The organism is Sphingobacterium sp. UBA5639 (assembly GCF_002421245.1).
Lineage (GTDB): Bacteria > Bacteroidota > Bacteroidia > Sphingobacteriales > Sphingobacteriaceae > Sphingobacterium > Sphingobacterium multivorum.
Map to the genome: position 1 here is coordinate 30,896 of NZ_DIJR01000019.1, position 25,165 is coordinate 56,060.

Consider the following 25,165-nt stretch of genomic DNA (forward strand, 5'->3'; position numbering starts at 1 on the left):
TTTGTTGAATTAGAAGTTGATATTTAAGCCCAAAGAATAGGTTTTGATATTTGGGTATCTAGAGCCTTTTCCATCGCCGAGTTCCACATCCCAGAATTTGAAGGGGCTCCAGGTCAGTAAGTTGTATCCGGAAAAGAAGATACTTGCAGCATCAAGTTTCGCGTGTTTGACGACGTGCTTGGGAAGTTGATAGCTGAGTTGTACATCTTTCAAACGTACATATCGACCATTTTTGAGCCACCAGGTACTTTGTACGAAATTGCTGTTGGGACTTCCGTCTGACAGGCGTGGATAAAAGGCATCTTGTCGTGGATTTTCTATGGTCCAGCGGTCTTCGATGTTGCTTAATAAATTTCCACGGCTCATCGATACGGAGAATGGATTTAAACCTTCTCCGGTCATCATGACATCCACATTGCCAACACCTTGAAATAAAGTTGATAAGGACCAGTTTTTATAGGTGAAAGAAAAGCCAAGGCCATAAACAAGTTCCGGAATCGTTCCATAGCCAATAGGAACTTTGTCAAAATCATCAATTTTCCCATCCCCATTGACATCCTGAAATTTAATATCCCCAGGTTTTACAAGCCCCGGATGTAAAGGTCCATTATTGATATCATCTTCTGAATCAAACAAGCCAAGTGCAATATATCCCTTTCTCAACCCTAGTTTTCTACCACGATCATCTTGCCAGGGATACAACGGATTGGGCTGATCATTTTCAATGACCTTATTTCTGTTATATGTAATATTGCCCAGTAGCTGAAAACTAAAGTCATCAAACTTTTTATTCCATGTCAATGATCCATCTATTCCCTTGTTGTCGATTATTCCTAGATTTCCTGAAGGTGCAGATTGCAATCCCACATAACTGGGTACGTTGCCGCGTCTAAGGAATATGCCACTTCTACGTTCGCTGAAAAAATCGAGCTGGAAGTTTACTGCGTTGTTTTTGGTTTGAAGATCTATTCCTAAGTTGCTTTTGATGGAGGTCTCCCAAGTCACATTGACACCGTACTCACCGATATTGACTCCCTTGTCAAATTTTGTCTGACTATTTTTTCCAAAATTATAGCCACCGGCATCATCTTTAATGGTAGAGATATAGGCAAACCGGAGTTCGTCATTGGAGATTAAGATTTTACTGTTACCAACCTTACCATGGGAAAACCTTATTTTAGCGAGGGAAATTTTATCTTTCAACCCCGAGAAAAACTTCTCTTTACTTAGTACCCAAGCAAGTCCAAAGGAAGGAAAGAATCCAAATCGATTCGTGGGAGCAAAGTTTTCCGAACCGTTGTACCCAAAATTGGCTTCCATAAAATAGCGGCTATCATAGCTATATGTTGCCCGTCCTGATACCCCTAAAAAACGATAAGGAAGGGAGGTGATGAGTGTACTTGCCTGTGAATTTAACCTGTCGCTTTTATTATAAAGTAACATTCCCGAAGTCGAATGCTTCCCAAAATCACGCTTGTAGTTTAGAGCCCCTTCAAGGTATATTGTTCTTTCTCCTTCACTGTTTCTTGAAAAACTTAGAAAACGTTCGCCAACATAGGTTTGGTCGTATTGCATGACACCATTTTCATCCCGACCTGTTGCTAAGAACGAATCCGGACGTTTAGTTCTACGCATACTTGTATAGTTGTAGACGTCAAAAGAGAACATGGCCGTAGCCGACAATCCTTTAGTTACAAAAGGGAGCTCTTGTGTAGCACGCAAATTTGAAAATAGCTGATTACGCCATTGGTTTGCATATCCTGTTTGGGTAAGATGAGCGTAGGGATTCATTAATGAGCCCGCGCGTTGGTCCGGAACTGTTCCATTCTCAAACATTATTGGATGAATGACAGGTGTCATTAACCAGGCATTTTCGAATATCGTCCCTTGGCTTGAAGCTGGATAGTTTGCGTTTGCAAGATAGCCTTGTACTCCAAGTTCAATTTTGGTAAGTGTTGATGGTCTTACGGTTAAGTTGGAAGTGAGGTTATACCTTTTATAACCTACTTGTTGATTGTAGTTGACAGATTTGTCTTGTTTATACAGTCCTACTTCATCAAAATAACTGACGCCTACGTAATAATTAGACATATCGGAACCCCCATTTATATTCATATTCCCACGGCGTTGGCGACCAAATTTATTAAATAGTGCGCCCATCCAGTCTACGTTAGGGTATAGATAAGGGTCTTCACCACTGGCGGTTTTTTGAATTTTTTCATCGCTGTAAATGGGTGCCGCACCTCGGTTCGTCAAGGCTTCATTCGACATCTTCATATAGGTAATACCATCTGCAAATTCAGGTAGTTTGGTCATTTGGGTGAGACCTTCATAATAACGAATATTGAACTTCGGTTTTCCAGGTGTTCCTGACTTTGTTTTTATGATCACAACACCATTTGCACCACGTACACCATATACGGCTGTTGCAGCAGCGTCTTTTAATACGGTGAAGCTCTCGATATCTTCGGGATCCACATTAGACATCTTTCGGGGGGTACCATCTACGAGCACTAATGGCTCACTCAATCCTTGGCTGAAAGTCGAGATACCTCGAATCCAGATACTCGAGTCGTCGAAGCCTGGTTCTCCGGTTCTTTGCACAGATACAACACCCGCAATCCTACCTGCCAACGCGTTAGTGAGGTTGGCTACAGGAACCTGAAGGTCTTTTGCTGTCACAGTAGACTGAGCACCAACGACTGATATTTTTTTCTGTGTTCCAAACCCAACTACGACCACTTCATCGAGCCCAGCTTCTGTAGGCTCGAGTCTCACTTCGAGTGGTGTCTGACTATTGGCCGCAATTTCAATTTTTTTATAGCCTATGCTTTGGAATACCAATAAACTGCCGGAGGGCGCTGTGATGATAAATTTACCATGTATATCTGTGGTGGTTCCAACATTGGGCTTATCCTTCAACGTTATGGAGACACCCGCAAGTGTCTCACCTTTGGTATTTGTTACAGTACCGGTAACATCTTTCTGAACTTGTGTATTTGCGTGAACTGAATTCGTTGTTTTCAAAATTCTCACAAAGTCGTGTCTTACTTCATAGGTAAGGTGATAAGGTTCGAGCATTTCCTTTAATACTTCCTTTGCGAGTTTTGCTCCCCTATAATTTATCTTGACCTTTAAAAAGCTGTCCTGGTTGTTATAGGCTAAAGGAATGTGGTATTTGGTCTGAAGTTGCTCGAGCGCCTCCTGAAGACTGATGTTCTTGAAATTTACTGAAACAGCATTATTCAATTCTTTTTGACCATAGCTTTTTGTGCTTGCACAAACAATAGCTGATGTCATTAAAAATCCTGATAATACAGTAGAGATACGCATAAACTGTTTAAGGTTATGATTTTGACAACAATGTCTTTTTTTTTGCATCTTTGCAATAATTAATAAGGTTAGTACTTTGTTAAGGATGAGATGATATCAATAGTTTCTCAGGCCATCTGATAGCATCTAGATCATTTGCCAGAATTGCCTTGCAGTTCTGGCTTAGTTTTTCTAATTGGTCGCTTTAATATTCCATATATTTTTATTCTTATCGAATGTCAGGTTAGCATTGCTCAACTCTGCCAATGTTTTTATAACTTGGGTTTTATCTTTATTTTTGAATGTTATTGAAATTTTAGTGTCAGCAAGGGATGGATCTATAGCTATGGAATCGCCGTAAATCCGATAAACTTTTTGGGCAATTTGGCTAAGTGGTTCATTGATATGAACAGTTTCGTTGTTAAACCACATCATATTATTATGCGTTGCTTTATACCATTCGTTGATCGAATTCAGTCTGGCACGTTCTCCTTTTATCAGCGTAATCTTGGTTTTAACGGTGACTAGTTTTTCAATAATTGGAGACTTATGCCAATCGTTATTGTCGAGTTGTCCCTTGTCTCCGGAGGAAAGGGAAAGTGTGGATTTAAATTTTTCGAAAAATTGCTCTACGCCGGAATGTGGCTCATTAGCTGGATTGTTCAATATATGGATAAGGTCTTTTTCATCAACACGGTATACATTTACCTTTCCCGAATTAACTTCCACCAGACGTTCAATATCGCTATCAATATTAAAGGCAGTACCGACTACCTGTGTTGTGAAGTTTTTTGCTATGACAAGAAATGGTTTAGTAGGATTGGAGCTCACTTCAAAGAAAGCTTCACCTTTGAGCCGCACGATTCTCATATTGCTTATCTGTTGGACAGGGTAGGTCAGTGTACTGTTACCGTTTAGAAGGACGGTGGTTGAATCGCTTAATATCAGTTTTTTACGCTCTCCGTAATTGGTATGTATGGTTGTCCATTGGACTTCAGTATTATTTTTCTTAGGAGATATATAAACATATAGCCCCATAAAAAGAAGAAAAAGACAGACTGCTGCTAACTTAATAGCTGGTTGTGCCCATTTCGCTCGTTTGGATTGCGTATTTGTTTCCAGAGCAAGGGAAGAAAACAATCGATCTTTAATTTTATCTTTATGGGGATTGTCAGCTAGATCATTACCCTCGGTTGAAAGTTCATCGAATAGTTTACGCGTCTTCAATAATAGATTGTGCGCGTTTTTCCGATCATGAAGTATAGACTCCAGTCGGAGCAGTTCGTCTTTTTTGATCGAATTATCGTTTAACTTTTGAATCAGTATTAAAAAATCATCTTCTATCATACCCTATAATAGAGCTGAATTTAGATTTGGTAGGGTTCGATAAAAAAATATTTTTTTCTGGTATTAATACACTGTGTCGCAAGCGGAAGATAAACAAAAAAGGTATAGGGTAGGTGTTTACCGCAGATCTGGATCATAACCGAAGCTCCTAATTTGGAATCTAATAGTCGTAATGGACTTGCTAAATCTTTTGAAAAAAAGGGGATTGAATCGCACTGTGGGAATTGATTTTCTCTACAAATCAGCCTACAATAGGAAACAACAGTGATTCACTAGTGTTCTGGCTCCAGATCACTAGTGAATTATAGTTTATAAGTTTAGAAGCTAGTAAGCTGAAGCGTTCTATTTTTTTGCTTAGAATAGGTTTTTATCCAATATGTTTCTTTTTGTTAAAATTGAATCGTCGCGCAATGCTAAACCCCCAACGGAATTGTCCCTTACCCCAGGAGCTATCGGTTTCACTAATAAATTGAGATTCTTGTATTGCGGTGGCATTCGTAAAATTGAGATGGAAGATATGGCCCCCTGTATCCATTTCCAAACCCACACCTAATGCATTGTAATAATGCTCTCCGCTTACATCTTCACGATATTTTTTGTTCGATGACTTTCGGAAAGGTAATGTATAGTCTGCAACTAATGCGATCCTATTGCTGACCTTGGCCCGCCCACCGATACCAAGGGCAAATATATCATTCTGATCATTAAAGGCTGTATAGTTCCGGTGAAGATAAGTGGGGACCACAACGAGTGATAGATTTGAACTAAATTTACGGGCAATGATGAGCTGCGTTACATAACTCAATCGGTCATTGAAGTTCTCAAAGCTTGCTGCTGAAGACTTATCCGTACTAGCTTCCATCGCGGATAGGGTAGTGCTTCCAAAAAAAGCTACGGAAACAGGTATGCTATTGTCAACGGTTTGGTCGATAAATCGGTATTTTACATTACCCTCAAATAGCTGCCTAACCGCTGTTGCACCCTTCGCGCGGGCGATTCCAATGTTCAGGTTATCGAATAAACCATAATCAAAACCTATTCGGATGTCGGTCGAATTATCGAGGCCAAAGAAATTTTTACCTCCACCAGCACTGCCTGCTATATCGCCAAAACGGTGATCTACCCTAAAGTCCATCTCATTACGATGAATTGTTTCTGTAGTCTTGAGATTGATCAAATTGCCGGATTTAAAAGTCGCCGTGACTTTTTCATTTTTCGGTGCATCGATATGGATTAATTTATCGAGATCTTCCTGCGCAAATGACTTTGCGAAAGGAAAGAACAGGAGTATAAATAGTATTTTTCTCATTTGCAATGAATTCGTATTATTATGGTTTATAGGTCGCATTAACGGTGATTTTGACTACTTCAGCAATTTTTTTTCCAACGATTGAAGGAATAGAAATTTTATGATCCGCAAGTCTGACCTGAAAATTTGCTGCCGCCTTTATCGTGCCATCTGTAACAGTAAATGTTGCCTTCGTGCTGTAAGATTTAGTAACCCCATGGATCAGAAGTGTGCCCGTTACGTTCAGCGTATAGCTGCCATCTTTGGTTAATTTGTCCGCGTTGTCGACTTTGCCTTTAAATTCTGATAGGGGGTATTGATCACTTTCCATGTAATTTTCATTGAAATGCTCCTGCATGAGCTTTTTGTCAAATTGGAAAGATGTATTTTTTACCCGAAAGATGATATCTCCGGTTTGAAGGTTCATCGCTGAAGCGCCTAAGATACTTTTGGCTTCGATGTCTTCCAATGGCGCATTGCTAAAAAAGGTGATGCTGGTTTCTTTTGAAACAAAAGAAGTCTTTGTTGCGCAAAGGTCGTCATAGCGATGAGCATCATGAAGAGCGCTATGTACATGTTGATTTTTTTCATATGCTAATCATTAGTTTTCAGGTGAATTCCTTTTGATCCATGCATCCAGCAGTTCTATTTCTTTTGCGGAGAGTGAGCTGCCTAGTGGCATGGATTTGGTCACCAGTACCGCATTATTAATCTTTGCAATATTGTCTTTGACGGAGATATAACCACTGAACGTCCATCGTCCACTTGCCGAACGTCCTGTCGCGTGGCATGAACTACATTTCGTTTCAAAGAGTGCTTTAGAAAAATTCGTGTAGGACACATTTAGTACCGTCACAGTTTCAGTGCCGTTATCAGGATTGCTCGTAAGTTCTTGCGCTTGCTTTTTGGTACAGGCCGAGAACGAGAGAACCATTAAGGTAAAGAGCGACATAACAATGTAACGATGTGCGTTGAGGCAAATATTTGCCGTTTTTAGATTTTGTGCCATAAGTTTGAATAGTTAGTTTTGGCTTAGTTAGCAGGGGCAACGGCAGAGTTGTCGTTTACGATTGGCCAAACGCCAACGCGTGGGAAACTTATCCCTTTATTATCTCCACGCTGTGTATCCTGGCCGAAGTAATATAAGGGCCATCCTTTGAACGTTAATTGTTTCTTTCCATAGACGGTAATGACAGCGATGTCAGCCGTACGAACAAGCGAAGGCAGAGCTCCAGTCTCTTTTTGAAAGATAGGCCAGATCGCATCATTACTGAAATCTGCAGCAGTATAATTGTTTTTGTTGAATTTGTCGGGTTTAAAGGCATACAACGTTCTGCCCTTATCATCGGTCAGGTAAATTGTTTTTCCGGTTCCTTCGGTATAGTCGCCTAAATAGTTTTTAGTATCGTGTCCGATAAGTTGCGCATTCGCAACCATGAGTAAATAATCAGGTTTGGCCACGTACCATATTTTATTGACAGCATCTCCTTTCACCTGACCGGATTGACTATCGCCTGCATAATAGTAAAGCGGCCAGCCCTTAAATGTGTTTTGTTTCGAGCCATCTTCACGTGTTATTTCACCGATCAGGCTTTTGTCAATTTTTAGGTCTGTGCTTGTTTCACTGCTGTAATAAACCGGCCAAGTGGCCAAACAATTACCGCTGCAGGTCGAAGCTCCTTTTGTATCATTCGAAAAGAAATAGAGTGTTTTACCGTCGGCATCGGTCAGAATATTACCAAATTGGGTATTGGCAGACATTTGCACGCCCTTGTTTTTATTTTCGACATTGCCAGGTTCACCATCGCTTTTTGAACATGCAGAAAACAATGTTAAGGTCAATAGACCACCTATAAAAGTTAATTTGACTTGTTTTTGGTTTGATTTCATAATGGTATGTTTTAAAATAATGTCTTGATATTACGATCAGGTCAGCGAAAAGGTTGCTTGGAAATTGAGTCGAAAAAAAATATTTTTTGGAGGCAACCTTTTCGATTATCCTCTCGTATAAGACTTAATACTATATTTATCAAAAGAAAGAAGCAATATCGAGTGGCGATAACAGAAGTTGACGAAAAATCTATCCATATTATTAAAGGATGTATTGATGAGGACCGCAGGGCCCAGAAAGATCTTTACACCATCTACTACGCTATGTCTTTAGGGATATGTCTGCGCTACGCTAATAACAGGGAAGATGCTATCATTATTTTAAATGAAGGCTTTTTCAAGGTTTTTAAAAACATCAACAAATATGATTTTCAGAAGCCTTTTTCCATATGGATCAAAAAAATCATGACAAATACTGCAATTGATTTTTATCGGGCAAAGATTAAACAGGGCATCTTGGTAGATGTATCCATGTATGAGCATACCATTATTGAGGATGATAGCATCAGTCAAAAGTTAAACTATGAAGATTTATTGGCGATGGTACAGAAGCTTCCACCTGCCTACAGGACAGTGTTCAATCTCTATGCGATCGATGGTTATGGACACGAAGAAATTAGTGGCATGCTGGGAATTGCCATTGGAACATCAAAATCTAATCTGCATAAAGCACGTGGTAGACTGGCGGAAATGGTGGAAGTTCAAGGGGTAAAATTTGGTAAAACGGAGGAGAAAAGATGATGGAAAAGGATAAGAATAAGATTGATGAGCTATTTAAGTCGGGCTTAAGTGATGCTAACTTTGACTTTGATGAATCACATTGGCAAGATATAGAATCGCGATTGGACAATGAAAGGCGTGTAAAGAGACGAAAGATCGTCGTCTTAACGAGCTTGGCAGCTACACTTGCAGCAGTTTTAACGATCTTTTTTGTTTGGAATAGCGCGTTATTTAAAACCAATAATTTACCAGGTGAAATAAATACAGCCGGTATTTCGCCTGAAAAGGAGGTACCGGAGAACAAAACTGTTCAACCTAAGGAGTATTCGCCAGACGAAACCAAACGGGATCAAGATTGGATTGCATTTCAGCCGAACAAACGTGCGAATAATGTGTTCCAGATTTCAAATGAAACCATCGTACTGCAAGATATCCGCTTGGGGAAGATAGCCGATTCAAATCCGATAATCGGGCAAGAAAGAAAACTAAATACTGTATTCACAATTCCAAGCATGGAATATAACAATCAAAGATTGCCTCATTTCAACTTAAGAGAAGAACCGGTTGAAGGGACAGGGGAGCGTCTGGCAGCCATTTATCAGCCTAAAGAAAGTATGGGATCCAATGCGCAGGAAAGAGAGCGGTCGGTTGTTAGTTTCTTGGCCGGGCCAGATCTGACAAGCGTGCGGGGGGCAGGTAAATCCTCCCTTAGTGAAAATATCGGTTTGGCCTATTCCTATCCTCTCACAAAAGCACTGCGTGTGTCTGTGGGTGCTACCTACGCTAAAAAGAATTATACGTCAGCGTATAAATTTTATGCGCCATCAAATCCACCGGAAATGGCGCAATTGCCGAGCAATGTGAGCGCTGTATGTGATGTTCTTGATGTACCACTCACAGCGAGTTATACGGTTTTGAAAGGTAAAAAAGTGAAGTTCAATGTTAGCGCAGGACTTTCGAGTTATTTTATGCTAAAGGAAAAATACACTTTTGATTATGAAAACGGAGGTAGCTACGGTGGATCTCAGAAAAGTGCCGTCTATGAAGTGAGCGGAGAGAACCAGCATATCTTCGGTGTTGCCGATTTCTCGATCTCCATTGAGAAGAAAATTAACGATAAAATTAATATTGGCGTAAAACCTTTTGTTAAAATGCCTTTGACAGGGATAGGTTACGGAAATGTAGATCTGGAATCTAAAGGCGTTGCGTTTACCTTGGGAATGAGTTTGTAATGCGGAATCTCTCGGCTTTCGTTTGGGGCATGTTCGGTACAGCTTCGCATCAGGGAGCGCCTCTGGGCGTACTAATCTTCTATTTCATTTCTAATGTGCTGTTCGTATGTGAACAATTCGAATAATAACTGTTCGCATACGTACATTTCATTTTTTGAAGCAGATCCTAAATTAGGCTATAATGCGCTTCAGAAGGTATAAATGAACTAGAGGACCCTATGGTATGGTATTTGGCACGGAGCTAACAAAATTGATCTTATGTTCTTTATGCATTTTGAAGTTCAATTTTCATTTTAGTCATTCACTATAAATAAATATATAGGTTGTTTAGCCGCGTCGGGAGATGCGGCTTTTTTTGAGGGCAAAAAGCCTGATTTGACGAATTTGCCCCTTAAAATAAGAAGATTTTACCCCCCTTCCGTTGTAACGTTTTTGATAATATTGCAAGTGTCAATACGACATTTTATGGTGTTGGCAATATTAAATAACCAAGAGTGTTTGCCTGATTAGCTGAATACCCGCTCCAAATCATATAAAAAATAGGTGTAGGAAAAGTAAGCTGGCTAAAACTCAAAAACAGCTAAATAACCAAGTTTAATTATGATGAATTTACCAATCAAAAGTGGATTGTTTGATCCTTGAATTCCCAATGAAACGCAATAATGCTACCTCATATTGCCGTACTACGCTTCATCAAAATATTTTAATTACTAAACAGTTTTACTTATGAAAAGAAAAATAGTATTCACACCGTGCTGGCTTTGTTGTATCTGCTTTTTACTTTTAAGCTTACAGCAGACTTATGCGCAGTCAATAACTGTACGGGGCCAGGTTACCGAAAATAATAGGCCACTGGCCGGAGTGACCGTCAAAAATATCGGTTCCACAGTGCAAGCACAAACAGATACACAGGGAAAATATACGATCAGTGCTGCCACAGTCACGGCATTAGAATTTACCTTTCTAGGTTATGCGAAACAGCGCTTTGAATTCAGTCAGCTCAAACAGATCAGCCAAGGGAACTACGAGCTTAACGTGCAACTTGATGCTTCCGAAGGAGATGTTTTGGATGAAGTGGTGGTGGTCGGTTTCGGTTCGCAGAAAAAAACAAACCTGACCGGTTCGGTTGCGGTGGTGGATGCCAAGCAACTAGAAAATAGGCCGGTAAGAAATGCGATCCAGGCACTGCAAGGACTGGCACCAGGACTAAATATTTCCCAAAACTCGGGAACGATGGAAACCAATCCATCCATTAATATCCGGGGGACGGGCACCATCGGAACCTCTTCTTCGGCACCACTGATTTTAATCGATGGTTCTGAAGGGTCTTTGGCGGCACTAAATCCACAGGATATTGAAAGCGTATCTGTATTAAAAGATGCTGGAGCGGCTTCAATTTACGGCTCTAGAGCTGCCTTTGGGGTTATTTTAGTTACTACAAAATCTGGAAAGGCTGGACGTACATCGGTAAATTATAATAATAGCTTTCGTATGAATGCCCCAACATTAATGCCGAAGATGATGGATTCTTATATATTTGCGCAATACTTTAATCAGGCCGAAGTCAACGCAGGTGGTTCACCACATTTCTCCGCGGAGCATCTGCAGCGCATCCTGGATTATCAAAACGGAAGCCTGAAAAATTCGACGATAGTCGATCCAAACAATAAATTGTATTGGGCTGAAGGATATGCCTATGGTAACGACAACAACGATTGGTTCGATGTCATGTATCGGGATCAGGCTTTTGCTCAGGAGCACAACCTAAGCCTCAATGGTGGAACCGAAAAAACAACTTATTACCTTTCAGGTAATATTATGAAACAACAAGGGCTGATGGCCTTCAATACGGATCATTACGACCGTTACGCTGTTGCTGCTAAAATCAATTCTAAAGTATCTGACATCTTTCAGGTAAATTACAACGCGCGATTGGTGCGTGAAGACTACGACCGTCCGGCTGCATTGACCAATAGTTTTTATGATGATTTAGGCAGACAGGGCTGGCCAACGCTGCCTCTGTATGATCCAAATGGATACTTGTTCAGTTCTCCCTCACCTGCACTTGCCATGAAAGAAGGCGGACAGGATAAATCAAGTAAGGATTACATTTACCAACAGTTACAACTCATCCTCGAACCTATTAAAGGATGGCGTACAACTGGTAATTTTAACTATAGAACCACAACTCAATTTCGTCATTGGGACTCGCAGCGTCTTTACAACCATGACGTGAATGGTGATCCGTATCTGTATAAAAACTCATCCAATGTGTACGAATTTGGTTTAAAGGAAAACTACTATAACATTAATATCTTTTCTGATTACGATAAGAGCTGGGGCGACCATCATGTTAAAGTTATGGTCGGTGGTCAGATTGAACACACGGCCTATCGCAATCTCGGTGTGCAACGCGACGGAATCATTATCCCGGATCAACCGGTATTGAATCTGACCTCCGGCACAGACATCAATGGAAAAGCAGTAGTGCCTTCTGTATCTGGCGAATATCAAAAATGGGCAACAGCGGGTTTCTTCGGCCGATTGAATTACAATTATGCAGAAAAATACCTATTGGAAGCTAATTTGCGTTATGACGGTTCATCACGCTTCCGCAGCGATAGCCGCTGGGGCTGGTTTCCTTCAGTTTCTGCAGGATGGAACATCGCCAAAGAAAACTTTATTGCAGAGTCGGCACCATTTATTAATATGCTGAAATTAAGAGCTTCCTACGGAGAACTGGGTAATCAAAATACCGATGTCTGGTATCCGACTTATGTCACGCAACCAACGGGTACAGCCAATGGCGCTTGGCTAATTAATAATGCTCGACCAAATTCTGCGTCGGCTCCAGGCTTGGTAAGTGCCTTATTGACCTGGGAATCCATCAATACCAAAAACTTAGGCGTCGATTTTGCTTTTTTAAATAGCCGTCTTTCTGGGTCTTTTGAGGTCTTCGAACGGAAAACATTTAATATGGTCGGCCCAGCTCCACAGTTGCCTAATACATTAGGAACCCAGGTTCCTCAAACAAATAATACCGACTTAAAAACAAGAGGGTTTGAAGCTACACTGGGCTGGAATGACCGTACAGCCAGTGGTTTCGCATATGGAGCAAAGTTTCTCCTGTCGGATTATACCACAACAGTAACACGCTATCCAAACGCAATAGGGTCATTATCAAACTATCGGGAAGGCCAAAAATTAGGTGAAATATGGGGATATCAAACCCTTGGTATCGCAAAGACAGAGGAACAGATGAGTCAACATCTGGCGAGCTTGCCCAATGGTGGACAAAATGCATTAGGAACACAATGGGGGGCAGGCGATATCATGTATGCGGATTTGAATGGCGACGGAAAAATAGATGGTGGAAGCAATACAGAGGCCGATCCTGGTGATCGTCGTGTGATTGGAAACAGCACGCCGCGTTACTCCTTTGGATTGAATCTGAATGCGGATTACAAAAATTTTGATTTTAGTGTTTTCATGCAAGGTGTCATGAAACGCGACTATTGGCAAGGTGGCTATTATTTTTGGGGAGCAACTTCAAAATGGTGGTCAACGGGCTTGGTCGATCATCTTGATTATTTCCGTACCGCAGACAATCCATTGGGCGAAAATCTTGATGCGTATTACGCACGTCCTGTTTTTGGAACCTCCAAAAATCAACAGACGCAGACGCGCTTTTTGCAAAATGCAGCCTATATCCGCATAAAAAATATTCAGCTAGGCTATACCTTACCGAAAGAAACAACCAAACGTTTTGGTGTGGAGCGTCTACGCGTATACGTTTCCGGAGAAAATATCTGGACCGGCTCAAGTGTAGCGGGAATGTTTGATCCCGAAACTATTGATGGCGGAAGCAACGGAACGGTTTATCCATTGACAAAAGTATGGTCTGCAGGTTTAAGTGTTACATTTTAAGTCGATTCATTATGAAATTCAATAGTACTATTTTTAGATTGATGCAATTGGGCCTTGTCGCTTTGGTAGGCCTAGCTTCCTGCAATAAATATTTGGATATTGCACCCCCTTCGTCCATCATACCTGAAGCGTATCTGGATGAGGAATCACAACTTGCTGCTTATACCGTAAATCAATATGCTGGACTGTTTCCTTCGCATGGCAACTGGTCCTTTGGCACGTTCGGCATCGACGGAAATACAGACAATATGGCTACTCCAACACTCGATAATAAGTTTATTCCAGGCCAATGGCGCGTTGGATCGAACGGCGGTGACTGGGATTTTTCAAGTATTTATCAGATGAATTATTTTATCAATACGGTGGTTCCCAAATGGAAGGAAAATCGTATTCTCGGAAATTCCAGTAACATAGCACATTATATCGGTGAAGCCTATTTTTTACGGGCTTATGTTTACTTTGGGAAATTGCAGGCCTTGGGCGATTTTCCGATTATTCGCAATGTGATGTCGGATAAGGATAAGAGTATTTTAGTGGAAGCGAGCAAGCGTTCACCAAGAAATGAAGTCGCGCGTTTTATACTTTCAGACTTGGATTCGGCCATTACCTTGCTGAACCAAAGTTCTCCCGATGGCAAGAAACAGCGGATCTCAAAAAATGTAGCCCAGCTGTTCAAGTCCCGAGTAGCTTTGTACGAAGGTACCTGGCTCAAATACTTTAGCGGAACCGCATTCGTCCCTAAAGGACCAGGATGGCCTGGTGCGGCAAAATCATACAATAGCAATTATGCATTTCCGACGGGAAGTATTGCCGGAGAGATCGACTACTTTTTAACGCAGGCCATGGAATCGGCAGCTGCGGTTGCTGACAATGTGCCGCTGGTGAGCAACACTGGAATAATAGAATCTGCCAACAATGAGAATCCTTACTTCAGTATGTTTGGTGCCGTGGATATGTCCAGCTATGGCGAAGTACTTTTGTGGCGACAATACAACCAGAGTTTGGTGACACACAATGTACCGGTATATGCACAGCGTGGCAATTATGCGGTTGGTTTGACACGCGGCCTTGTTGAAAGCTTCCTGATGTCCAATGGACTGCCTATTTACGCTTCCGGCAGTGGTTATGCGGGCGATGATTACATCGCAGATGTTCGCAAAAATCGCGATGGTCGTTTACAATTGTTTTTAAAAGAGCCCGGCCAAAAGAATGTATTGGTCAATATTGGACAAGGTACGCACTATACCCTTATTGAACCCACACCGACTGTTTACGATACCGATTGGGAAAGACGTTATACAACGGGGTATACTATACGTAAAGGTATTTCATACGACGGTTTACAAACGCTAAACGGACAGGGATTTACGGGTAGTATTACCTTCCGAGCTACCGAAGCTTACCTCAATTATATGGAGGCCTGTTTCGAAAAGAATCAAAATTTAGATACGAAGGCGCAGGCCTATTGGCGCTCATTGCGTACACGTGCTAAGGTCGACCAAGATTTCAATGCAACCATTGCTGCAACACAAATGGAGAAAGAGAAGAAAGATTGGGGCGCGTATTCTGCAGGACAGTTTGTGTCACCTACATTGTACAATATACGTCGCGAACGCAGAAGCGAACTCATGGCGGAAGGTCTACGTTGGATGGATCTCAAGCGCTGGCGTGCGATGGACCAGCTGATTACAACAGCAGACCATTTTGAAGGCTTTAAACTCTGGGGGCCGATGAAAGATTGGTACAAACCCGAACAGCTGATTTATGGCGCTACCAATGATAAATCTGTCGTTTCAGATCCTGCACGGAGTGAATACCTCAGACCATTGGAGGTCCGAAGCAATGCCCTGTCTTATACTGGTGTGAAATTTGCCATGGCGCATTATCTTGCACCTATTGCCGTCGAGCATTTCCAGTTGGCTTCGGATGATGGAACAGCAGAAAATTCCGTTATTTATCAGAATCCAGGATGGTCACTGATCAGTGGAACTGCCCCAACCGGCTTGTAGAAATATAAAAAGGGATATGTGTCATCTCATTATTACACAAATACGAATATATCCCTCTTTTTGACTCAATATCCCCCTTGACTACGTAGGAAAAGGGGGATATTTTTGTTTACTGATCATCACGAGCAGTTAACTCAAAGAAACTTAAACTAAATCATGAAAAAACTTTTATCTGTCTGTCTTAGTTTGCTGTCAAATTGTTTTATCGCCTATAGTCAACAGCCCATCCTACCGCAGTATAAATTGGTCTGGTCGGATGAATTTGATTATAATGGTGCACCCGACACGACTAAATGGAGTTACGAAGAAGGTTTCAAACGCAACCGGGAAGAGCAGTGGTATCAAAAGGAAAACGCTTTCTGTCGTAATGGCCTGTTGGTTATTGAAGCAAAAAAAGAACAACGTAATCATCCGGGTTTTATTCAGGGCAGCTCTGATTGGATTGCCAGCCGTAAAAAGATAACCTATACTTCGGCTTCGATAAATACTTTAGGAAAGCAGCACTGGAAATACGGAATTTTTGAAATCCGCGCGCGTATCCCTGTTGGAGAGGGCCTTTGGCCCGCATTCTGGACTTTAGGCACGAGCAAGGAATGGCCATCCAATGGTGAAATAGATATCATGGAATATTATCGCGGCAATATATTAGCCAATATCGCAACTGGCACTGACCAACGGTGGAAAGCACATTGGTTCGGTAAGACAAAAGCAGTCAAAGATCTTGGCGGAAAGGCTTGGGCAGATCAATTTCATATCTGGCGCATGGTTTGGGATGAAGATGCCATTACGCTTTATGTGGATGATATGGAAATGCTTCACGTCCCTATGGATCAATTGGTCAATCGGGACGGTAAAGGATTCAATCCATTTACCCAACCACATTATCTCCTGTTAAATTTGGCCCTTGGTGGAATAAACGGTGGCACGATAGCTGATAAATTACTTCCCGCTAAATATGAAATTGATTATATCCGGGTCTATCAAAAAGTAAAACGTGCTGAAATGAATAGCTTTACGCCAGGGGAAATATGGAAAGACCAATCCGGTGATGTGATCAATGCCCATGGCGGCGGCGTACTTCATCAAAATGGAAAATATTATTGGTATGGTGAGAAACGTGGCGGAACGACATCCCAGGGCGTCAATGTGTACTCATCCAATGATTTGTATAACTGGAAGTTTGAAGGATTGGCTCTCACACCTAGCGCAGATTCTACAAGCGATATTGCCTGGGGCTGTATTATGGAACGGCCAAAGGTTATCTATCATGAGCAGCTGAAGAAATATGTGATGTGGTTCCATCTTGAGTTGAAAGGGCAAGGCTATGCAGCAGCCAGGGCCGCCGTTGCTACCAGTGACTCTCCGCTTGGGCCGTTTCAGTTTGTCCACAGCTTCCGGCCAAATAACAATATGTCACGTGATATGGGTTTATTTGTAGACATCGATGGCAGGGCTTACCAAATCTATTCATCGGACGAAAACTATGCCTTACGCCTGGTTCAATTAACCGATGATTACCTGCATGTGACAGCAAAAGATTCCTTACTCTTCCGGAATCATCGGGAAGCCCCAGCTTTATTCAAGCATAAAGATCAGTATTATCTGATCACCAGCGGATGCACCGGCTGGGCTCCAAATCGTGCAGAGCTCCATGTCGCTAAGAGTCTTTTTGGCCCCTGGAAATCCCTAGGGGATCCAATGCAAGGGCCAAATTCGGCTTTGACTTATGGCGGTCAATCCACATTTATTCTTCCTGTCGCAGGAAAAACAGATGCCTTTATCTTTATGGCCGACCGCTGGAACCCCAAAGATCTTATGGATAGCAGATATATCTGGCTACCGGTAGGTCTCCAGAATGAAAAAGTACAGATAAATTGGAAGGATCAATGGGATTTAAGTGTATTTCACTAGGCCTGCCGTATGGCCGTATTTAACCTACATTCTGTGAAACAAACCACTCTTTTTTGAATTGATTTCTTAATCGCTAAATAATAAAACATGCAGTTTGTGAATAAATTGGTGCTTATTCTACTCTATAGTTTGATATTCAATTTTGGACATGCGCAGTCCAGTGTTACCTTGACACATGGACCGCGTAAAATGCAACAGCTAGATACTCTTGTCCGAAAAGGAATCCCTTGGTTGGATGAAACGATAACCGAAGAAAACCGGCTGCCCATGCATACCGATTTTGTGACCTTTCCGAATACGTCTCAGATCGTCAATAGCGATTGGCGTGAATCTTCCGCTTATTTAAGTTTGAATGGTCCCTGGAAATTTAAATGGGCAGATAGTCCGTCAAAATTACCGGCCAATTTTGAATCGTTGACTTATGATGATCATCTTTGGGCTAATTTTCAGGTGCCTGCAAACTGGGAACTCAATGGATACGGTTTCCCGATGTATACGACCTCCGGTTTTGAATTCACTTATTTGATCGGAAAACCAAATCCACCAATTGTGCCGATGGATTTCAACCCCACGGCGGTGTACCGCCGAGAGGTAGTCATTCCTGAGGATTGGCAGGGCAAACCTATTATCCTCCATATTGGGGCTGCCAAATCAAATCTATCTGTTTGGGTAAATGGTCAATATGTGGGGTATGGGGAGGATAGCAAATTACCTTCCGAGTTTGATGTAACAAGATATTTGAGAAAAGGAAAAAATCTAATCACAATGCGCGTCATGCGTTGGGGAGTTGCAAATTATTTGGAGGATCAGGACATGTGGCGCCTCAGTGGAATCACACGAGACTGTTATCTGTTGGCACGGCAACCGATATATCTACGTGATATTCAGTTGGCACCGACCCTCAACGATTCTTTTGATGAAGGACAGCTAAATACTAAGCTGATTTTTAACCAGAGCAGTCAAGATGAGTTAAGAGCAGAGGTTTCATTACATAGAAATGGTCGTCTTGTGTCAGTTAAAACTGTTAAAGTCTCGGGACAAGAGATGGATATTGCACAGACCATAGAGCGTCCTGCACTATGGTCGGCCGAAATGCCAAATTTATACCAGGTGACTGTTAAGCTAATAGACCACGAGGGTAAACCCAGCGAGGTCGTTCCCCAGCAAGTGGGCTTCCGTCGGGTTGAGATCAAAGAAGGTCAGTTGCACGTGAATGGACAGCCTATACTTATCAAGGGAATAAACAGGCACGAAACAGATCCTGTAACAGGGCATGTGATCTCCAAAGAAAATATGTTGCGTGATGTACAGCTCATGAAAAAGTTCAATATCAATGCTGTCCGTACCAGCCACTATCCCAATGCCGAATATTGGTTGCAACTCTGTGATCAATATGGATTGTATGTGATTGATGAGGCTAATATCGAATCTCATGGCATGGGCTATGATCTGCCTTATACGATGGCCAATAGGCCGACCTGGGAAAAGGCACATGTTGCCCGTGTTGAACGTCTTATTCAGCGCGACCGGAATCATCCCAGCGTAATTATTTGGAGCATGGGCAACGAAGCTGGAAATGGCTACAATTTCTATCGGGCCTACCTCCGGATGAAAGAGCTCGATAAAAGTCGCCCTGTACAATACGAAAGGGCTGTGAATAATTATGGCGAATTACGATTTGATTGGAATACCGATCTGATTGTTCCCATGTATGCAAGCCCATCGGCGATGAAAAATTATGCAGCGCGCAACCCTAAGCCCCAAAGGCCCTTTATTCAATGTGAGTATGCCCATGCCATGGGAAATTCATTAGGAAATTTTAAGGATTATTGGGACATCATTCGGGCAAATAAAGGAATATTCCAAGGCGGATATATCTGGGATTTTGTGGACCAATGTTTTATTAAAATCAACGCTAAAGGCGATACGGTTTATACCTATGGTGGAGACTATGAGCCTAAGGAAGCCATAACGGACTGGAATTATGCTTCCAAAGGCATTTTTTATGCTAATAGGACACCCTATCCGCATGCCTGGGAAATGAAGAAAGTATATCAAGATATCCATAGCAGCCTAATGAAGGAGAAAAAGATACAGGTTTACAATGAACGTTTTTTTACCGGACTTGACAATGTTGAACTTCAATGGGAGCTTATTGTTGATGGAAAGAAAGCCCAATCTGGTTTAATCAGTCACTTGAATGTGTTGCCGCAACAATCTGGTGTGCTGTTTATCCCTTATCAAACAGATGCACGTGGGGAGAAATTTCTGAATCTGACTTATCGATTGAAAAAAGCCGAACCCTTACTTCCTATGGGGCATATTATTGCAACCGAACAGTTGTCTTTAGGTGGTGTTTTTCAACCTAAGACAACCATTGTGGCACAGGGGAAAATCAAGACTGAGCGAAAAGATGGAAATCTGATTATCTCGGCAAAACAGCTGCAGATGGAGTTTGACCTTAAATCAGGATGGCTGACCAGATATCATTACAAAGGACGGGATTTAATGGATGAGCATGCTTTATTTAAGACTAATTATTGGCGTGCACCGAATGATAACGATTTCGGTGCAAATACACCTGAAAAACTGAAATCTTGGAAACAGGTTACGGATTCTATTGAATTACTTGAAATTAGATCCGAATTAATCGATAGCCTGGTCTATGTCTATGCGGCCTACAAAATGCCTCAGGTATATGGACAGTTAGCAATGAAATACTGCATTAATCAACGGGGTGAAATGCGCGTTTCTCAATCATTCACGGCTGACACCACAAAAAAGGTTGCTGTTCTGCCACGTTTCGGCATGCAATGGATCATGCCTGCTGGCTTTGAGGCCATTAATTACTACGGTAGGGGACCACAGGAGAACTACATCGACCGTAATTTTGCATCGCATGTCGGAATTTATAAACAGACCGTCGATCAACAGTATTTTCCTTATGTAATGCCACAGGAGACAGGTAATAAGACCGATGTCAGGTGGATGGAAATAAGAAATAAGCAAGGTGAGGGATTGTTTTTTACGGCAGATTCTACTTTCAGTATGAGTGCCTTGCATTATTTTGATAAGGATTTGGACGACGGTCCCAAGCGACAACAACGCCATGCCGCTGACCTTGTCAAAAGGAAACAAACGCAAGTTAATATTGACCTCAGACAAATGGGCGTAGGCGGAATCAATAGCTGGGGAGCATGGCCGCTTCACGAATATACATTGCCGTACAAAGATTATTCATTCTCCTTCGTTATAAAACCAGTCGAATAATTATAGCGTCCTGTACAGCAGAAAGAGCTCGTGATTGTTGTACAGGACTTATTTTACTTTTTAACAATTCAGACTAAGGCCGGTCTACATGGAATTCATTCTGAAATGCTTTTCGGTACTTTTTGACATAGTCGGATGGTGTATCGCCAAACAATTTGTTGAATTGTTGTCTAAAGTAGCGCTGATCGTAAAAACCTGTTAAGTTAGCTACTTCATTAATTTTCGAATCTGTCAAAATAAGCATTTCTGCTGCTTTTTTGAGTCGTACCGACCTGATAAATTCATTGATCGATTTGCCTGAAATTGTTTTAATTTTTTTATAAAGTGACGAATGACTCATCCCCGTTTTTTCGGCAAGGCTTATTACAGTCAATTCTTCCAGTAGGTTCTCTTCAATAATCTCAATGCACCGTTCTATGAATAGCTTGTCTGTGATCGATATCTTTAGCTCATTCGACTGTAATGTGATAGCGTTAAGGAAAAAGTCCTGAAGGTTCTTTTTGTTCTGCAGTAATGTCTTGACCCGAAGCAACAATATTTCCGAATCAAATGGCTTGTGGATATAATCATCGGCACCATATTGAATTCCGGCTAACTTCGTGCCGTCGGAAGTACTTGAAGTAAGCAGGATGATTTGAATATGGTTGAGCGTAGCATTAGATTTTACGGCTTTGCAGAGTGACAATCCATCCATCTCTTCCATGATAATATCACTTATGACCAGATCAGGTTGTTTTTCGTTGATCATAGCTAATGCCTGAACGCCATTACGGGCACCATAGACCGTATATTCTACCTTAAAAATGTCGGTAAGATAGCTGCGGATCGCATCGTCGTCGTCAACCAATAAGATACTGAATTTTTTGCTTGATATGGCCATTGGAAATGTGGGAGCTGTTTCTGTCACCACTTGTGCATCGTATAGCATTTGAATCCCCGACTCGTTGCGGTGCGCTACATCTGCCAATGGTTCTTCGGCCGGCATTTGTTGTGCCACGATAGGCAAAACGAGGTCGAATGTTGTTCCCGCTGTTGCTGAACTCGTATAACTTATTTTTCCGGCGTGCATTTCAACAAAAGTTTTGACCAGATACATGCCGATCCCGAATCCCGTTTGTTTTTTGGGGCCAGTCAGTGGATCCGAAAAATATTTGTCGAATATTCTATCGCCAAGATGTTCGGGGATACCTTTTCCCGAATCCTTGATCTGAATGGTTAATTCCCTACCCTGTTGCGATAGAGCAATATGAATAGCGCCATCGGAAGGCGTAAATTTAAAGGCATTTGATATGAGATTGCATAAGATGATCTCAATTTTTTCTTTGTCGGCATTGACAAAGACCGGATCGGAATTTTCCTGGAACTGATAATTTATCTTTTGTAATTTTGCCTGGGCAGCGAAATATAGAAATATTTCTTTCATAAAGCTTTGACAGTCGAAAATGCTGGTTTTGAGCTGTTCGGCACCGTCCTCTGTTTTTCTAAATACAAGCAGCTGGTCCACCAAGCTCAAAAGCCTTTTGGCGTTCCTGTGTACTACCTGAAGGGAAGCCCTGTCTTCAGACTCTTTATTGGTCTTCAGCAGATCTTTAATCGGATTAATAATTAGGGTCAGCGGTGTTCTAAATTCATGCGATATATTGGTAAAAAATGCGTGCCTCTTTTCATTGAGTTCTCTTTCCTTTTGGATGGTGAATTTTGAAAGCTGTATTTCATAATTTAAAGCGATTTGCCTCCTCCGATAGCGCAGATACCATAGCCCCGTATAGATCATAGCCAGCGTGTAAAGCAGGTAAGCCCACCAGCTTCTATACCAAGGCGGGAGAATTTGAATCTCGAGCTTAATCTGCTTATTTGTCCAATTGCCTTCCGAGTCGGTCGATTGAATAAGCAGGGTATAATTTCCTTCATGCAGGCCGTTGTAATTGATAGATCGGGTAGACCCGGCATCGTTCCATTGCTTGTCTAAACCTTCCAAGCGGTATCTATATTTTATCTTTTGTGGCGAATCAAACTCCAAGGCGGCAAACTCCAGCGAAAAAGTAGATTGATTGTAGGGAAGGGTCAATTTGTGAATAGTATTATCTTTTCCAATATCGACCCGGTCGCTCAGTTCGGCAATCTTTTTATTGTTAATTTTAAGACTTGTGATTGCTAAGGCAGGTTCATAAATTTTCAGTTTGATACTATCTGCATCAAAGATGTTAAAACCGTTGTTTCCCCCGAAAAGAAGATGGCCATCTTTGAGCTTAAATGCTGCTCCATAAGAAAACTCGTTGCTTTGAAGCCCATCCGTTTCTTCGTATCGTACAATTTTTTTAGTGGAAGGATCGAACTTCGAGAGGCCATTAAAGGTACTTAACCATAGTTTCCCGGTTTTATCTTCCAAAATATTAAGTACGGCATTGTTACTCAAACCTTCATTTGTGGAATAATTTTCGACAATCTTTTTTGATTTGCTATCAAATGCCAAGAGCCCTTTACCTTCTGTTCCTAACCAAAGTCTGTTATTTTTTCCGAGCCGAATGGCACGAACAGGTTTTCCGATTAAATACCTGGCGCTTTTTCGTGTCTTCTTGTTTAGCTGTATGATCTCATTGTAATTCCCCATCCAGATATTGCCTTGTTTATCGTCAATCATGCAATTGATATCATAGATGTCTTCGCTGAAGACTTCAAATTGGTCGCTTGTCGGATTATAGGTATACACTCTTCCCTCAGAAAATGTCGCTGCCCAGATCTTCTCATCCTGATCCTTAAAAAGTAATTGTACACTGTTATTTACGACCCCATTTGGCGTCCTGCAAACATAATATTTTAAACCCGAACCTTTTGCATAACGCGCAATGCCCCTTTCGGTTGCGATCCATAGATCTCCGTTAGTTCCGGTCAAAAGATGGTTTATCGTATTGTCTGGCAATTGCTGTGGCCCTTTTTGAAAAGATTGAACCTGATTGGTCTTGTTATCCCATACATAAAGGCCATCACCTTCGGTACCAATCCAGATCTTGTTATCATACTCAACGAAAGAACGTACAAATTTGTGCGCTAAGTTAAATCCCGCATAATGTTTCTGCTGTAAATAATTAAATTTATAGCCATTGTTATCAATGGTCTCAATGCCGCCCTTTCCGGTGCCAATCCATATTTTACGCTGGGAGTCTATGTAAACCGTATAAATGGTTTTGCTATTCAGTGAAAATTGTACGGGCTGTAGAACATTTTTATTTGCTGCTTTTCCATGAGATAGGTTAAGTATAAAAATGCCATTGTTTTGGGTGGCTAACCAAAGTTTGTTTTGCCCCTCCAGCGTCAGCATGTTGATCTGGCTCGATTTAAGCTCCTGTGGATACAAGGACGAAAGCATATGGTCTTTGATTTTCCAAACAAATAGCCCCTCGTAATTACCAATAAAGAGTTCACCGCTGTTTGTGCTAGCCATACAGGTTGCACTCGTAATAGCCTTCGATACAAGATTCAACTGCTGAGTTTTTTTGTCGAAAGCGTATAAACCGCGTCCCTCTATAAAAACCCATACCATGCCGGTCGCGTCAATATGCGTGGCCGATACGTGGTAGTATAAGGTGGATAGTTTCGATTTATAATCTTTAAAAGCAATTTGTATGGCATATGCTTCTTGATGACTTTTGTAAAATAGCCCCCAGCCGTTTGTGCCGATATAAATATTATTATCACTATCGATTTGAATGGATTTCGTATCGGCATTGAGATGATATGACCGTTTTGATTTTTGGTCTATATAATTTAAACGCGTGAAAGTATCAAAATTTCGGTCGTAGACTCCAATTCCTTGACCAGTTCCTATCCATAATTTTTTATTATGGTCTTCTGCTATACAATAGATATAATTATGCGGAATGCTATTTTCGTTATTTAGCTGATTTCTGTAGGTTTTTATATCATAACCGTCGAATCTGTTTAGCCCGTCGTAGGTACCAAACCACATGAAGCCCTGACTATCCTGAAATATAGATTTCACCGAACTATTGGATAAATCTTTATTCATCTCCTTGGGGAATTGCGCGTGGGTCAGCGTGCTTGTGTGAACAAGGATGAGAACGAATATCAGGATCAAGGCCTGACGTGAATGTAGGAGTCTGTTCAAACTAGGCATGTTAGCAGCGATGTTAGTATGGTATTTCCGATATCAGATAATTTATCGATTCTTCCTTATCATAGGTTATTATCTTGAAAACAACTTTTGTGATCAGAAAAAGTCAATTTGAAGATTATATGGT

Annotated in this window: 13 protein-coding genes; 6 read left to right on the forward strand and 7 right to left on the reverse strand. The window is 41.5% G+C overall.

Annotated features, from left to right (window positions below; genetic code table 11):
- Positions 1-9: 9 nt before the first annotated feature.
- From B4Z90_RS11145 to B4Z90_RS11170, 6 genes are all read right to left on the reverse strand, one after another.
- Positions 10-3,381, reverse strand: coding sequence for a SusC/RagA family TonB-linked outer membrane protein (locus tag B4Z90_RS11145; RefSeq protein WP_286802209.1), 3,372 nt, complete (start codon positions 3,379-3,381; stop codon positions 10-12).
- A 123-nt stretch (positions 3,382-3,504) separates the two neighbouring features.
- Positions 3,505-4,659, reverse strand: a complete 1,155-nt coding sequence (locus B4Z90_RS11150; protein WP_286802212.1) for a FecR family protein — start codon at positions 4,657-4,659, stop codon at positions 3,505-3,507.
- A gap of 367 nt (positions 4,660-5,026) precedes the next feature.
- Complete coding sequence (locus B4Z90_RS11155; protein WP_286802214.1) at positions 5,027-5,968, reverse strand: DUF5777 family beta-barrel protein; 942 nt, start codon at positions 5,966-5,968, stop codon at positions 5,027-5,029.
- Between the two features lie 19 nt (positions 5,969-5,987).
- Entirely contained in the window at positions 5,988-6,416 is a 429-nt protein-coding gene (locus tag B4Z90_RS11160; protein ID WP_286802216.1) for a YceI family protein, read from the reverse strand.
- Positions 6,417-6,548: 132 nt separating this feature from the next.
- Positions 6,549-6,956, reverse strand: a complete 408-nt coding sequence (locus B4Z90_RS11165; RefSeq protein WP_286802219.1) for a c-type cytochrome — start codon at positions 6,954-6,956, stop codon at positions 6,549-6,551.
- 23 nt (positions 6,957-6,979) lie between these two features.
- Positions 6,980-7,837, reverse strand: coding sequence for a hypothetical protein (locus B4Z90_RS11170; RefSeq protein WP_286752542.1), 858 nt, complete (start codon positions 7,835-7,837; stop codon positions 6,980-6,982).
- A gap of 162 nt (positions 7,838-7,999) precedes the next feature.
- On the opposite strand from B4Z90_RS11170, the gene B4Z90_RS11175 reads away from it, so the two are divergent.
- From B4Z90_RS11175 to B4Z90_RS11200, 6 genes are all read left to right on the forward strand, one after another.
- Positions 8,000-8,578 (forward strand): RNA polymerase sigma factor, encoded by a 579-nt coding sequence (locus B4Z90_RS11175; RefSeq protein WP_286802220.1) that lies wholly within the window; start codon positions 8,000-8,002, stop codon positions 8,576-8,578.
- A complete protein-coding gene (locus B4Z90_RS11180) occupies positions 8,575-9,789 on the forward strand; it encodes a hypothetical protein (protein WP_286802221.1) in 1,215 nt (404 codons plus the stop codon). The genes B4Z90_RS11175 and B4Z90_RS11180 overlap by 4 nt, the downstream gene beginning before the upstream one ends.
- Positions 9,790-10,515: 726 nt before the next feature.
- Positions 10,516-13,716, forward strand: coding sequence for a SusC/RagA family TonB-linked outer membrane protein (locus B4Z90_RS11185; RefSeq protein ID WP_286802223.1), 3,201 nt, complete (start codon positions 10,516-10,518; stop codon positions 13,714-13,716).
- Between the two features lie 11 nt (positions 13,717-13,727).
- Complete coding sequence (locus tag B4Z90_RS11190) at positions 13,728-15,725, forward strand: RagB/SusD family nutrient uptake outer membrane protein (RefSeq protein ID WP_070565245.1); 1,998 nt, start codon at positions 13,728-13,730, stop codon at positions 15,723-15,725.
- A 156-nt stretch (positions 15,726-15,881) separates the two neighbouring features.
- Entirely contained in the window at positions 15,882-17,636 is a 1,755-nt protein-coding gene (locus tag B4Z90_RS11195; protein ID WP_286802225.1) for a family 43 glycosylhydrolase, read from the forward strand.
- A gap of 87 nt (positions 17,637-17,723) precedes the next feature.
- The gene (locus tag B4Z90_RS11200; RefSeq protein ID WP_286802227.1) at positions 17,724-20,906 is read left to right on the forward strand and encodes a glycoside hydrolase family 2 TIM barrel-domain containing protein; all 3,183 of its coding nucleotides are present in this window, start codon (positions 17,724-17,726) and stop codon (positions 20,904-20,906) included.
- A 73-nt stretch (positions 20,907-20,979) separates the two neighbouring features.
- Here B4Z90_RS11200 and B4Z90_RS11205 read toward each other — a convergent pair whose 3' ends face one another.
- Complete coding sequence (locus tag B4Z90_RS11205; protein ID WP_286802229.1) at positions 20,980-25,032, reverse strand: hybrid sensor histidine kinase/response regulator transcription factor; 4,053 nt, start codon at positions 25,030-25,032, stop codon at positions 20,980-20,982.
- Positions 25,033-25,165 lie beyond the last annotated feature (133 nt).

Bases quoted from the DNA above. Each gene is read 5' to 3' on its own strand.
- B4Z90_RS11145 (WP_286802209.1), bottom strand. From the start codon at position 3,381: ATGCAAAAAAAAAGACATTGTTGTCAAAATCATAACCTTAAACAGTTT.
- B4Z90_RS11150 (WP_286802212.1), bottom strand. From the start codon at position 4,659: ATGATAGAAGATGATTTTTTAATACTGATTCAAAAGTTAAACGATAAT.
- B4Z90_RS11155 (WP_286802214.1), bottom strand. From the start codon at position 5,968: ATGAGAAAAATACTATTTATACTCCTGTTCTTTCCTTTCGCAAAGTCA.
- B4Z90_RS11165 (WP_286802219.1), bottom strand. From the start codon at position 6,956: ATGGCACAAAATCTAAAAACGGCAAATATTTGCCTCAACGCACATCGT.
- B4Z90_RS11170 (WP_286752542.1), bottom strand. From the start codon at position 7,837: ATGAAATCAAACCAAAAACAAGTCAAATTAACTTTTATAGGTGGTCTA.
- B4Z90_RS11180 (WP_286802221.1), top strand. From the start codon at position 8,575: ATGATGGAAAAGGATAAGAATAAGATTGATGAGCTATTTAAGTCGGGC.
- B4Z90_RS11185 (WP_286802223.1), top strand. From the start codon at position 10,516: ATGAAAAGAAAAATAGTATTCACACCGTGCTGGCTTTGTTGTATCTGC.
- B4Z90_RS11190 (WP_070565245.1), top strand. From the start codon at position 13,728: ATGAAATTCAATAGTACTATTTTTAGATTGATGCAATTGGGCCTTGTC.
- B4Z90_RS11195 (WP_286802225.1), top strand. From the start codon at position 15,882: ATGAAAAAACTTTTATCTGTCTGTCTTAGTTTGCTGTCAAATTGTTTT.
- B4Z90_RS11200 (WP_286802227.1), top strand. From the start codon at position 17,724: ATGCAGTTTGTGAATAAATTGGTGCTTATTCTACTCTATAGTTTGATA.